The sequence below is a fragment of the Nocardioides mesophilus genome, from assembly GCF_014395785.1.
In the GTDB taxonomy this organism is placed as follows: Bacteria; Actinomycetota; Actinomycetes; order Propionibacteriales; family Nocardioidaceae; genus Nocardioides_B; species Nocardioides_B mesophilus.
Map to the genome: position 1 here is coordinate 3,184,873 of NZ_CP060713.1, position 12,512 is coordinate 3,197,384.

Sequence of the window (12,512 nt, forward strand, 5' to 3'; positions counted from 1 at the left end):
CGGATCACCGATCTTTCGAAGGAGGAGAAGGAGGAGAAGGGGAAGAGGTCGCCGGACCGGAGGTCGTGGCGGCCACCTCGTAGGTGCCCACCACCTCCGGCCGGCATTCCAAGCCGTGTCCCGGGCGGTCCAGGCGGGGGGAGACGGTACCGCCGGCGGGGTCGAGGGCCCCGTCGAAGAGCATCGACTCGATCCGGACGTGGTCGTGGAACCACTCGAGGTGGCGCACGTTCGGGGTGGCGGCGGCAGCCGGGGCGTGCAGGTTCGGGGCGCAGTGCGCGGAGAGCTCCAGGCCGTGCCCGGCCGCGACGGCGGCGGCCCGGAACCACGCGGTGTAGCCGCCGGCGCGGGTGGCATCGGCCTGCAGGCAGTCGACGGCGCCGGCGGCGCACATCCGGGTGAAGTACTGCACGTCGGTGCCGTACTCACCCGCCGTGACGTCGGCGTCGACGCGGGCCCGCACCCGGGCCAGGCCGGCGAGGTCGTCGGAGCTGACCGGCTCCTCGAGCCAGTGGACGTCCGCGTCGGCGACGTCGCGGAGCATCCGGACCGCCTGCTTGACCGACCAGGCGCCGTTGGCGTCGATGAACAGCTCCGCGGCGGGCCCGATGCTCCGGCGGGCCAGCTCGATGCGGTGCCGGTCCCGCTCCGGGCAGGTCCCGTCACTCTCGCCGACCTTGATCTTCACCCGCGGGATGCCCTGCTCGTGGACCCAGCCGGTGAGCTGCTCGACGGTGCGGTCGTCGTCGTACGTCGTGAAGCCGCCGCTCCCGTAGACGGGCACCTGCTCGTGGGCGGCGCCGAACAGGGCGACCATCGGCAGCCCCAGCAGACGGGCCTTGAGGTCCCACAGCGCGACGTCGACGGCGCTGACCGCATAGCCGGCCACCCCGGCCCGGGTGCTGTTGCGCACCGCCCGGACCATCGCCGCCCAGGCAGCCGGCACGGCCATCGGGTCGCGGCCGACGAGCTCGGGGGTGAGCTGGTCGCGCACCACCTCGGCACACGCCGCCGGACCGTAGGTCCAGCCGGTGCCGGTCGCCGAGCCGCTGTGGACCTGGACCAGCACCATCGTGGTCGAGTCCCACCGGGCCGTGCCGTCGGCCTCCGGCTGGTCGGTGGGGACGGTGAGGACCCGGACGGTCAGGCCGTCGACGCGGCGGCTCACCGGGACCCCGGCACGAACTCCTGGGCCTTCACCTTGATGCCCTCCTTGATGACGTCCCAGCGGTCGGCGTCGCCCCTGGCGAGGGCGAGCGCGGCATCCTTCATCTGCTCGAACGTGGCGTGCGGAGGCACCGGCGGCACGCTCGCGTCGGTGTGTACGTCGAGCAGCGTCGGCCGGTCCGCCGCCAGGGCCCTGTCCCAGGCCGACCCGAGCTCCTCGGGGTCGGTCAGCGTCTCGGCCCGCAGGCCGAGCGAGGCCGCGAAGGCGGCGTAGTCGACGTCGGGCAGCCGCTGCGACTCCTCGAACTTCGGGGCGCCGCCCATCGCCCGCATCTCCCAGGTCACCTGGTTGAGGTCGTTGTTGTGCAGCACGGCGACCACCAGCCGTGGGTCCTGCCAGCCCTGCCAGTAGCGCTTGACGGTGATGAGCTCGGCGAGGCCGTTCATCTGCATCGCGCCGTCACCGGCGAACACGATCGCCGGGCGGTCGGGGTGGGCGAACTTGGCGCCGATGCCGTAGGGGACGCCGGGGCCCATCGTGGCCAGCGTGCCGGACAGCGATCCGCGGACCCCGGACGTGAACTTCAGCTGGCGGGCGTACCAGTTCGCCGAGGAGCCGGAGTCGGCGGCGACGATCGCGTCCGACGGCAGCCGGCTCGACAGCTCGTGGAAGAGCCGCATCGGGTTGACGGGCTCGGCGGCCACCATCGCCTCGCGCTCCATGGTCTCCCACCACCGCGCCACGTTCTTCTCGACCGACTCGCGCCAGGACCGGTCGTCCTTGCGCTGCAGCAGCGGCAGCAGCGCGCTCAGGGTGGCCCGGGCGTCGGCGACGATGTTCAGCTCGGTGGGGTACCGCATGCCGATGAACTTGCCGTCGATGTCGATCTGCACCGCCCGGGCCTGCCCGAACTCGGGGAGGAACTGGGTGTAGGGGAAGTTCGACCCGACGATCAGCAAGGTGTCGCAGTCGCGCATCAGCTCGTAGCTCGGCCGGCTGCCCAGCAACCCGATCGGTCCGGTCACGAACGGCAGGTCGTCGGGGAGGACGTCCTTGCCCAGCAGGGGTTTGGCGATGCCGGCGCCGAGGAGCTCGGCGACCTCCAGGACCTCCGCAGCGGCTCCGCGCGCGCCCTGGCCGGCCAGGATCGCGACCTTGCTGCCGGCGTTGAGGATCTCCGCGGCCCGCCGTACGGCGTCGTCCTGGGGAGCCACCTGCGGCCAGGAGGTGCCGATCGAGGACGGCACCATCTTGAAGGCATGGGTGGGTGGCGTGTACTCGAGCTCCTGCACGTCGCTGGGGAGGATGACCGCGGTGGGGCAGCGCTCGGACTGCGCGACCCGGATCGCCCGGTCGAGGACGTTGGGCAGCTGCTCGGGGACGGTCACCATCTGGACGTAGGCCCCGGCCACGTCCTTGAACAGCGAGAGCAGGTCCACCTCCTGCTGGTAGGAGCCGCCCATCGCCGAGCGGGCGGTCTGGCCGATGATCGCCACCACCGGCACGTGGTCGAGCTTGGCGTCGTAGAGACCGTTGAGGAGATGGACGGCGCCGGGTCCGGAGGTCGCCGCGCAGACGCCCACCTTGCCGGAGAACTTGGCGTAGCCCACGGCCTCGAAGGCCGACATCTCCTCGTGGCGGGACTGGACGAACATCGGCTGGTTGTCGGCGCGACCCCACGCGGCGAGCAACCCGTTGATCCCGTCCCCGGCGTAGCCGAAGACGTGCGTGACGTCCCAGTCGCGGAGGCGCTCGAGGACGTGGTCGGCAACTGTCTGGCTCATCTCTCTCCCTTCATCGTTCCTGGTCAGGTGGTCGGTCGTCCCTCGCCGCGGACCAGTCGGTCGGCGGCCCGGGCGGCGACGGACATGATGGTGAGGGCCGGGTTGGCCGATCCCTGGGTGGGCAGCACGCTGCCGTCGGTGATCAGCAGGTTGGGCACCGCGAAGGAGCGGCAGTCGCCGTCGACGACGCCGGTGGTCTCGTCGGCGCCCATCCGGGCGCCACCGACGAGGTGCGCGTAGCGCTTGAAGGTCTTGACCTCCTCGGCGCCGGCGGCCTGCAGGATCCCCTCCATGACCTGCTGCGCCTCCTGCATCAGGGCGCGGTCGTTGTCGCACTGGCTGTAGCTGAACTTCGCCACCGGCATCCCGTGGCGGTCGACCTCGTCGGCCAGCGTCACCCGGTTGTCGGGGAGGGCGAGGAACTCGCACAGTGCCCCCAGACAAGCCCAGTGGACGTAGTCGCGCATCTGCTCGCGCAGCGGCCCGCCCCACATCTTCTGGCCGGCGAAGTGCTCGGACCAGGTCACGGGCAGCGGTGACACCGTCTGGATGGAGAAGCCGCGCCGGTAGGGCTTGGTCGGGTCGGTCTCGTAGAACTGCTCCGAGGAGACCTCCGGGGGCGGCGCCTTGTACATCCGGACCTCGTCGGGGAACCGTCCGCCGGTCTGTGGCGCGCCCTGGACCATGAGGTAGCGGCCGACCAGGTCGTGGTCGTTGCACAGGCCGTCGGGGAAGCGGCGCGAGGTGGAGTGCAGCAGCAGCCGCGGCGTCTCGATCGAGTAGCCCGCCACGACGACGTGGGCGGCCCGCTGGAACCGCTCCAAGCCCTCGCGTCGGTAGTGCACCCCGGTCGCCCGACCGGTGCGCTCGTCGATCTCGATCCGGGTGACCATGCAGTCGGGGCGGATCTCCGCCCCGTGGGCCAGGGCGTCGGGGACGTGCGTGATCAGGGGTGAGGCCTTCGCGTTGACCTTGCACCCCTGCAGGCAGAACCCGCGGTAGATGCAGTGCGAGCGGTGGCCGAACCTGCCGTTGGCGATCGCCACCGGTCCGACCCGGGTCTCGACGCCGGCCGCGAGCGCGCCGCGCTGGAAGATCTCGCCGTTGCCGCCGACCGGGTGCGGGGAGTGCGGGTAGTCGTGGGGATCCCCCCAGGGCCAGTGCTCGCCGGCCACCGGCAGCTCGCCCTCGATCAGCTCGTAGTAGGGCCTCAGGTCGTCGTAGCCGAACGGCCAGTCCGCACCCACGCCGTCGTCGCTGAACGTGGAGAAGTCGCTGGGGTGGAACCGCGGCGTGTAGCCGGCGAAGTGCACCATCGAGCCGCCGACCCCGCGGCCGGAGTTGTTCGACCCGAGCGGCACCGGGTCGTCGCCGGCGATGACCCGGGGCTCGGTCCAGTACAGGTGGTGGGAGCCCGCCTCGTCGGAGACCCAGTCCTGGTCGGGGTCCCAGAACGGCCCGGCGTCCAGAGCGGCGACCCGCCAGCCCGCGCGTGCCAGCCGTTGGGTCAGGGTCGCCCCGCCGGCACCGGCGCCGATGACGACCGCGTCGAGCTCGTCGGTGTCCTCGAAGCGGCGCATCTGCTCGCGCAGCCGGTGGTCGGTGCGCTGCTGCCCGCTGGGCAGCAGCCAGGCGGACGAGTTGCGCGCGCGGACCGAGTCCGCCGACCCGTCGGTGAGCAGCGGCCGCATCACTCGTCGGCCCCTTCCGGTGCCTGCCCGTGCGCGGGAGGGCTGCTCATCGCGGTCTCGAACGGCTCGCGGCGGCCGACCCCGCGGTTCTTGTAGCCGCGGGATAGGCCGGGCCGGAGAAGCCGATCTCGTTCCAGGCCCACGGGTGGGAGTAGAACGCGGTGCAGGCGTAGCGGGACCACAGCGACCAGACCCGGTCGGCCCGCATCCCGTGCCAGGGCTGGTCCGAACGGTCGAGCACCGACTGGAGCAGCCTCTGCTGCTCCTCATGCGTGCAGTCGGCGTACCCCCGACCGGTCGTCGTCCGGGCGTCCGCGTCGAGGGCCTCGACGCTGGCCGACCAGGCCTCGGGGTCCGGCGGCAGGTCCTCGTAGCGCCAACCGTCCGTCGACAGCTCCGCCAACCGCTGGTCGATCATCTCGAAGACCGGCACGCGCGGCTCGTCGTGCTGGTCGAGGATCAGGTCGAGCAGCGGGCGGGCCACCGCCTCCTGCTCGGGGGTGAAGTGGCGCAGCGGCGGCATCGGGCCGAGCCTGGCCAGCACCACCCCGGTCGTGACGCGGTCCCACGCCGGCGCCTGGTCCAGGACGTCGAAACCGGGGAACCGGCTGGGTTCGCCGCCCGGGACGACCCCTGACTGCCGGTCCCCGCCGCTCACCGGCCCCTCCTGAGGACCGAGGCGAGCAGGCCCATCCCGCCGAGCATCGTCATCATCAACGGAGCCAGCAGCGGGGGACCCATCTCGAGGTTGTAGCGCGCGTTGCGCCACCCGCCCGGTTTCTGGGACACCCCCCGCGCATGCAGGTAGGTGCCCTGCAGGCCGTTGGCCACGATGGCCGCGGAGGTGAGGGGCAGCAGGGTGTGGGAAGCCCGCTCGCTGACGAGGCCGGCGACGCCGGCCGCGGCTCCCAGCGGGGCCAGTCCGACCGGCAGCCACATCAGCCGGTTCCCGAAACTGGCCTTATCGTGCTCGAAGTAGATCTCCACGCCTGCGACGATGGCTCCGGCGCCGGTGAGGGCGGACAGCGTCCGTCCGAACCGACCGTGCCGGACGTCGTCGACCGCAGCGGAGACGGCGTGAGGCAGTAGTTCTTCCATAGCAGTGGTCATACCCATATTGAGGCGCAATAATTGCGCAGACGCAATATAAATGTGAGCGGAGACACCGGTGACGGACCAGGCGGGTCAGGACGGCGGGCTGCGGCCCGAGGAGGTCGAGGCGGTGATGGCCGGGACCCGGGCGATGGGAGTGCTGATCGCCGAGTCCCTGGCGAAGGTCGAGACCGTGGTGACGATGCCGCAGCTCCGGGTGCTGATCCTGGCGTCGGTCGCGCCACTCAACGTCTCGGCGGTGGCCGAGGACCTGGGCGTGCACCCCTCCAACGCGACCCGCACCTGTGACCGGCTGGTCCGGGCCGGGCTGCTGGACCGGAACCCGGACCCCGCGGACCGGCGGCACGTCATGCTCACTGCCACCGAGGAGGGGCGCCGGCTGGTGCAGACGGTGATGGACCACCGCCGCTCCCGGGTCGAGCAGATCCTTCAACGCCTCGACGAAGAGCAGCGCGCGGCGCTGGCCGTTTCGCTGGCAGCGTTCACCGCGGCGGTCGGCGAGGAGCACCTGGGCCTCGAGGCGGTGGTGGTCCAGCCCTGAGCCGCAGCCCGGTGCGGACGACCAGGTCGGCCCCGGTCGCCCGTCACCAGGGTCAGCGGGTGGGGCGGCCCTCCTCCCCGGTGTGCCGGCGGCTCTTCGACGGACCGGTGCCGGTCTCGAGGTTGAGCGCGGTGTTGACCAGGGCGATGTGCGAGAGCGCCTGCGGGAAGTTGCCGACCAGGCGGTCCTCCTTCGCGTCGTACTCCTCGGAGAGCAGGCCGACGTCGTTGGTCAGGGCGACGAGCCGCTCGAACAGCTCCTCGGCGTCCTTGCGCCGCCCCTGGGCGAGGTAGCAGTCGGCCAGCCAGAACGTGCAGGCCAGGAACGAGCCCTCGCCCGGCGGGAGTCCGTCGAGCTCCTGGGAGTCCTCCGTCATCGAGTACCGCGCGACGAAGCCGTCCGGGCACAGCTCCTTCTCGATCGTCTCGACCGTGCCCAGCATGCGCGGATCGTCGGGCGGCAGGAAGCCGACCTCGCTGATCAGCAGCAGCGAGGCGTCGAGGGCCTGGGAGCCGTAGTACTGCGTGAAGGTGTTGCGTCCGGCGTCGTACCCCTTCTCGCAGACCTCGTCGAAGATCTGCTGCCGGACCTCGCGCCAGCGGTCCACCGGCCCCTCGAGGCCGAACTGCTCGACCGCCTTGACGGCGCGGTCCATCGCCGCCCAGGCCATCACCTTGGAGAACGTGAAGTGCCGGGGACCGCCGCGGATCTCCCAGATGCCGTTGTCCGGCTCGTGCCAGTGCGCCTCCAGGAACTCCACCAAGGAGCGCTGCACCTCCCACGCGTGCTCGTCGGGAGGTACGCCGTGCGTGCGGGCCTGGTGGAGGGCGTCCATCAGCTCGCCGTACACGTCGAGCTGGAACTGGCCCGAGGCCGCGTTGCCGGCGCGCACCGGTCGTGAGTCCTCGTAGCCGGACAGCCAGTCGAGCTCTATCTCGGTGAGCCGGCGCTCGCCTTCGACGCCGTACATGATCTGCATCTGGTCAGGTCGCCCGGCCAGCGCCCGCAGCAGCCACTCCCGCCACTCCTCGGCCTCCTCGGTGTACCCGCCGTCGATCAGGGCGAGCAGCGTGAAGGTCGCGTCGCGGATCCAGCAGTAGCGGTAGTCCCAGTTGCGGACCCCGCCCACCTGCTCGGGAAGCGACGTGGTGGGCGCTGCGACGATGCCGCCGGTGGGCCGGTAGGTCAGCGCCTTGAGCACGATGAGCGAGCGGCGCACGAGCTCCCGGTGGGGCCCGTGGTAGGTGCACCGGGACGCCCACTCCTCCCACTCCTGCGTGGTGCGCTCGATGGTGGCGCCCACGTCCAGGTGCTCCGGGGCCGCCTCTCGGGGACGGGTCCAGGCCAGCCGGAAGTCCACCGCCTCGCCCGGGCCCACCTCGAACTCGCACGTCGGGTCGCCCTGGTCCTCGCCGTCGATGTCGGCGTCGGTGTCGAGCGTCAGCGTGTCCGGTCCGGCGAACGCCTGCACCCGGCGGCCGTCGCGGCGCAGCCACGGCACGATGTGCCCGTAGTCGAGGCGCACGACGAGCTCGCTGCGCATCCGGACCCGGCCGGAGACGCCCTCGACGCGGCGCACCAGGTTCGGCTCGCCCTCGCGGATCGGCATGCAGTCCACGACCCGGACGGTGCCGTGCTCGGTGGTGAACTCGGTCTCCAGCACCAGGGTTCCCGGACGGTACCGGCGCTGCACGTCGCGCACCTCGTCGGCGGGGGCGAGCAGCCAGCGGCCGTTGTCGGGCTCGCCGAGCAGGGCGGCGAAGCAGGCCCCGGAGTCGAAGCGGGGCAGGCACAGCCAGTCGATCGAGCCGTTCTTCCCGACCAGTGCTGCGGTCTGGGTGTCGCCGATGAGGGCGTAGTCCTCGATGCGCACGTCCGCCGCCTCAGCGTCGGAGCAGTCGGGCCGCGACCGCCAGGCCGCCCACTGCCGCCGCGCCCACGAGACCGTGGTGCTGGGAGGCCCACAGCTGCACGCTGGTTCCCGTGGCCCGGTCGTCGAAGCGCCCGTGGGCGCCGTAGTCGTGGCCGTCGACGCCGTCCGCCGGGTCCCACAGGTTGGTCGGGCGGTCGGGGTCACGGGGCTGGTCGGTCTGCTGGGAGCCGAAGCCGGTGCGAGCGAGGTAGCGGTCCAGCAGGCCGGGCGCCACCGCGTTGGCCAGCAGGGTGGCCGCGGTCGTGCCGCCGACCCAGTACTCGCGGCGGCGCGGGTGGTCCGCGGCGTACACGACGGCCTTGGCGGCGACCTCCGGCTGGTAGATCGGCGGCACCGGCTGCGCCTTGTGCGGCAGCTTCGAGAGCACCCAGTCGAACTGGGGGGTGTTCACCGCCGGCATCTGCACCATGGTCACGTGCACGTTGCTCTTCTCGTGCAGCAGCTCGCAGCGCAGGGCCTCGTGGAAGCCCTGCGTGGCGTGCTTGGCGCCGCAGTACGCCGTCTGCAGCGGGATGCCGCGATAGGCCAGCGTCGAGCCGACGTGCACGATCGTCCCGCGGTTGCGCGGCAGCATCCGCTCCAGCACCGCCTTGGTGCCGTAGACGAACCCGAGGTAGGTCGTCTCGGTGACCTTCTTGAACTCGTCGGGGGTGATCTTGCTGAACGGGGCGAACACCGAGGTGAACGCGTCGTTGACCCACACGTCGATCGGCCCGAGCTCGGTCTCGATGCGGTCCACGGCCGCGGCGACCTGGTCGTAGTCGCTGACGTCGGTGGGAACCGCCAGGGCCCGGCCGCCGAGGTCCTCCACGTCCTTGGCGGCCTCCTTCAGGCCGACCTCGCCGCGTGCGATCAGCGCCACGCTGGCGCCTCGGGAGGCGAAGGCGCGGGCGGTCGCGCGGCCGATGCCGCCGCTGGCGCCGGTGATCGCGACCACCTGGCGCCGGGACGCCGTCCCCCCGGTCCGGCCGTCCGTCGTACGGGTGTCTGTGGTGCTCATGCCGTCTCCCTCTGGTGTCCTCGTCGTCGTCGTGCTTTCCCCAGTTATTTGCGCTCGCGCACATTATTGGATTCCATGATGTCGTGACTTCCAAACCTCAGCCCCGGTCCGTCGCGGCCGGCGGCACCGCCACGACCCGTCTGCTCCTCGCCCTGCGACTCGGGTGGGGACTGTTGCTGCTGATCCGTCCCGGCGTGGCCCGCGAGGTGGTCGACCCCGGGCGCCGGCTTCCGGCGTGGAGCATCCCGGTGCTGCGCGTCCTCGGCGTCCGCCACGTCGCGCAGGCCCTGGTCACGACGGCGCGGCCGACCCGCACGGTCTTCGTGCTCGGTGCGGTCTCCGACGCGCTCCACGCGCTGTCCGCGGTGGGCTACGCGGTGACCGGTCGGCCCGGCCGGTCGGCGGCCCTGCGCGACGCCGCGGTGGCCGGCGGCGCGGGGGTGGCCTGGGCGTCCCGGGCCCGCCGCTGATGCGGTGGCGAGGACGCCGCCCGCGGTGAGTACGCTTCCGCGTCGTGGCGGAGCAGGCGGCTGACGAGGCGTACCGGCCGTCGTTCCACTTCACTCCGCGGCGCCACTGGATGAACGACCCGAACGGGCTCATCTGGTACGACGGGGAGTACCACCTGTTCTTCCAGCACAACCCGTCCGGCAACGACTGGGGCAACATGTCCTGGGGGCACGCGGTCAGCCGCGACCTGCTGGACTGGGAGGAGCTCTCGCCGGCGCTCACCGCGACGGCCGACGAGCACGTCTACTCCGGCAGCGTCGTGCTCGACCGCGAGAACACCTCGGGCCTCGGCTCGCCCGGATCGCCCGCGCTCGTAGCGGTCTACACCAGCATGCACCCGGTGACCGGGCGCCAGGCGCAGTCACTGGCCTCCAGCGTCGACCGCGGGCGGACCTGGCGGCGCTATGGCGGCAACCCGGTCCTCGACATCGGCTCCCACGAGTTCCGCGACCCCAAGGTGTCCTGGGACGCCGGCCGCGGCTGCTGGCTGATGGTCACCGTCCTCGCCGAGCAGGCGACCGTACGGATCCACCGTTCCCCGGACCTGGTCTCCTGGGAGCACCTCAGCGACTTCACCGCGGTCGTCGTCCCCGGTGCGTTGTGGGAGTGCCCCGACCTCTTCCCCCTCCCGGTCGACGGCGACCCGACCCGGGTGCGCTGGGTGCTGGTGGTCAGCGTCAACCCGGGCGCAGTGGCCGGTGGGTCCGGGACGCTCTACTTCGTGGGGAGTTCGACGGCACCTCCTTCCGGGCGACCGGCTGGGACTGGCTCGACCACGGCGCCGACCTGTACGCCGCGGTGAGCTGGAACGACACGCCGGACCAGGAGCGGGTGCTGCTCGGCTGGATGAGCAACTGGGACTACGCCCACGCGGTTCCCTCGAGCCCCTTCCGCGGGTCGATGTCGCTGCCGCGGCGTTGCGACCTCCGCAGCATCGACGGTGAGGTGCGTCTCGTGCAGGCACCGGTGCGGGCGGTGCAGGCCCTGGTCGGCTCCAGGAGCCGGGTCGTGCTGGACGACGTACGCCTGGGTCCGGGCACGACGCGGGTGGTGACCGGCCTCGACGAGGCGGTGGCGCTGGAGGTCGAGCTGCGCCCGGAGGCGGCCCGCCGGTGCGGACTGGTGCTGGACCACGGCCGCGGCGGGCGCACCGAGATCGGCTACGAGCGGGACCCGGAGGGTCGGGGCTGGGTGTACGTCGACCGCGGCGACAGCGGCGCCCCGACGTTCTCGGACCGGTTCACCGCGCGACACCGGGCACCGCTGCCGCTGCGCGAGGGGGCGCTGCGGCTGCAGGTGTTCCTGGACCGGGCCTCGGTGGAGGTCTTCGCCGGCGACGGGGAGCGGGTGCTCACCGACCTGGTCTTCCCGACCGGGCCGGCTGACCTGGCGGTGTTCGCCGAGGGGGGCGCGGTGCTGGTACGACTCGGGCTCGCCCGACTGGGGCGGGACTCAGGCTGAGACGGCGGGGGCGTCGAGGTCGAGCTCGCCGTCGACGCCGGCCACGCGCATCAACCGGACCACGGGTGGCTGCAGGCCACGCACGGAGACCGCTCGACGTCCCTGCTCCAACCGGCGTCGGACCGCGAGGAGGGCGGTGATGCCGGTGGCGTCGCAGAAGGTCAGGTCGGTGAGGTCCACGATCGCGTCGGGCCGCGAGACGGGGCTCTCGTCGGGGACGGCGTCGTGCAGCAGCTGGCTGTTCGACAGGTCCATCTCCCCGCTGACCCGGACGACGGACTCGGGGCCGGAGTTGTCGACGGAGACCCGCAGCAACGGGACGGGGACCTCCCCGCGCGCCCTCAGCAGGCGGGCGGCGGACGACGTCTGCGAGCCGGACGAGGAGGGGGAGGTGAGGTGGTCGAGACGATCACGCATGGGGCACCGCGGTTTCTCGGGCGGATCTCCGGGGATGCCCCGGTCCTCGCCCGTCTGGATTTCCGTCGCGGATGCCCACCAGTTCTAGATGACCAACAAACCATCGACTCTTCGACTGTACGCGCCTTTGGGCAAATGTCACCCACCCCGCATGAGACGACCCGCGATCGCGGACTGTCGCGGGTCGCGACGGGGTACCAGCCGGTAGCTGTCCCTGACGCCCAACGAGGAGAATCGTGTCGACTGACGCCATCGTGCTGCTGAAGAACGACCACCAGGAGATCCGCCGGGTCTTCGCCGACTTCGAGAAGGCCGGCGAGAACGCCCACGCCGCCAAGGCGAAGCTCGTCGACAAGATGATCGAGCTCCTGACCGTGCACACCTACATCGAGAACGAGGTGATGTACCCGCGGGTCCGCGCGCTGCTTCCCGACCTCGAGGACGACGTGCTGGAGTCCTACGAGGAGCACCACGTCGCGGACGTGCTCGTCACGGAGCTGTCCGTCATGAAGCCCGACGACGAGCGGTTCACCGCCAAGACGACCGTCCTCATCGAGAACGTCCGGCACCACATGGACGAGGAGGAGCAGGAGTGGTTCCCGCAGGTGCGCAAGGGCCTCGGTCGCAAGCAGCTGCAGGAGATCGGTGAGGAGATGCAGGAGAAGCGCAAGAAGGCTCCGCGCCGTCCCTCGCAGCCCAGCGCACTGAAGAAGACGGTGGACGCCGTCCTCGCCTGATCCGGTCGGGCCTCGGACGGCACTGCCGGCACCGGCCGTCCGAGGCCGGCCCCGCCGTCGGCTGGCCATCGTCGCCCAGCAGGCGTAGCGTGCTGGGAAGCGGGCTTCATCGACAGCCACGCTCCATGCTGGAACAGGCCGGCATCTTCTCACCTTC

General features: G+C 71.8%; 12 protein-coding genes and 1 pseudogene. 5 read left to right on the forward strand and 8 right to left on the reverse strand.

The window, feature by feature from the left end:
• Positions 1-4: 4 nt before the first annotated feature.
• Genes H9L09_RS15370 through H9L09_RS15390 form a run of 5 tightly spaced genes read right to left on the reverse strand, consistent with a single transcriptional unit; the run spans position 5 to position 5,741 of the window.
• The gene (locus H9L09_RS15370; RefSeq protein ID WP_223164075.1) at positions 5-1,168 is read right to left on the reverse strand and encodes an enolase C-terminal domain-like protein; all 1,164 of its coding nucleotides are present in this window, start codon (positions 1,166-1,168) and stop codon (positions 5-7) included.
• Complete coding sequence (locus H9L09_RS15375; protein WP_187577740.1) at positions 1,165-2,952, reverse strand: thiamine pyrophosphate-requiring protein; 1,788 nt, start codon at positions 2,950-2,952, stop codon at positions 1,165-1,167. The genes H9L09_RS15370 and H9L09_RS15375 overlap by 4 nt, the downstream gene beginning before the upstream one ends.
• 23 nt (positions 2,953-2,975) lie before the next feature.
• Positions 2,976-4,643, reverse strand: coding sequence for a GMC family oxidoreductase (locus H9L09_RS15380; RefSeq protein WP_187580926.1), 1,668 nt, complete (start codon positions 4,641-4,643; stop codon positions 2,976-2,978).
• Positions 4,644-4,689: 46 nt separating this feature from the next.
• Positions 4,690-5,301: a gluconate 2-dehydrogenase subunit 3 family protein gene (locus H9L09_RS15385; protein WP_187577741.1), complete on the reverse strand. Its 612-nt coding sequence runs from the start codon at positions 5,299-5,301 to the stop codon at positions 4,690-4,692.
• The gene (locus H9L09_RS15390; protein WP_187577742.1) at positions 5,298-5,741 is read right to left on the reverse strand and encodes a hypothetical protein; all 444 of its coding nucleotides are present in this window, start codon (positions 5,739-5,741) and stop codon (positions 5,298-5,300) included. The genes H9L09_RS15385 and H9L09_RS15390 overlap by 4 nt, the downstream gene beginning before the upstream one ends.
• Before the next feature lie 70 nt (positions 5,742-5,811).
• Here H9L09_RS15390 and H9L09_RS15395 point away from each other — a divergent pair, with 70 nt between their 5' ends.
• Complete coding sequence (locus H9L09_RS15395; protein WP_223164077.1) at positions 5,812-6,297, forward strand: MarR family winged helix-turn-helix transcriptional regulator; 486 nt, start codon at positions 5,812-5,814, stop codon at positions 6,295-6,297.
• A gap of 52 nt (positions 6,298-6,349) precedes the next feature.
• On the opposite strand, the gene H9L09_RS15400 is transcribed toward H9L09_RS15395, so the two are convergent.
• Complete coding sequence (locus tag H9L09_RS15400; protein ID WP_187577743.1) at positions 6,350-8,170, reverse strand: glycoside hydrolase family 15 protein; 1,821 nt, start codon at positions 8,168-8,170, stop codon at positions 6,350-6,352.
• A 10-nt stretch (positions 8,171-8,180) separates the two neighbouring features.
• Positions 8,181-9,230: an SDR family oxidoreductase gene (locus H9L09_RS15405; protein WP_187577744.1), complete on the reverse strand. Its 1,050-nt coding sequence runs from the start codon at positions 9,228-9,230 to the stop codon at positions 8,181-8,183.
• A gap of 83 nt (positions 9,231-9,313) precedes the next feature.
• Here H9L09_RS15405 and H9L09_RS15410 point away from each other — a divergent pair, with 83 nt between their 5' ends.
• The 3 genes and pseudogenes from H9L09_RS15410 to H9L09_RS15415 all read left to right on the forward strand — a co-directional run bounded on the left by H9L09_RS15410 (position 9,314) and on the right by H9L09_RS15415 (position 11,201).
• Complete coding sequence (locus H9L09_RS15410; RefSeq protein WP_187577745.1) at positions 9,314-9,700, forward strand: hypothetical protein; 387 nt, start codon at positions 9,314-9,316, stop codon at positions 9,698-9,700.
• 110 nt (positions 9,701-9,810) lie between these two features.
• Positions 9,811-10,646: pseudogene (locus H9L09_RS22225) on the forward strand (glycoside hydrolase family 32 protein); the annotation flags it as partial.
• Entirely contained in the window at positions 10,641-11,201 is a 561-nt protein-coding gene (locus tag H9L09_RS15415; protein ID WP_246456537.1) for a GH32 C-terminal domain-containing protein, read from the forward strand. The pseudogene H9L09_RS22225 and the gene H9L09_RS15415, both read left to right, overlap by 6 nt.
• Here H9L09_RS15415 and H9L09_RS15420 read toward each other — a convergent pair.
• Positions 11,193-11,618, reverse strand: coding sequence for an STAS domain-containing protein (locus H9L09_RS15420; protein ID WP_187577747.1), 426 nt, complete (start codon positions 11,616-11,618; stop codon positions 11,193-11,195). The genes H9L09_RS15415 and H9L09_RS15420 overlap by 9 nt on opposite strands.
• A gap of 236 nt (positions 11,619-11,854) precedes the next feature.
• Here H9L09_RS15420 and H9L09_RS15425 point away from each other — a divergent pair, with 236 nt between their 5' ends.
• Positions 11,855-12,355 (forward strand): hemerythrin domain-containing protein, encoded by a 501-nt coding sequence (locus tag H9L09_RS15425; protein WP_187577748.1) that lies wholly within the window; start codon positions 11,855-11,857, stop codon positions 12,353-12,355.
• Positions 12,356-12,512: the final 157 nt, after the last annotated feature.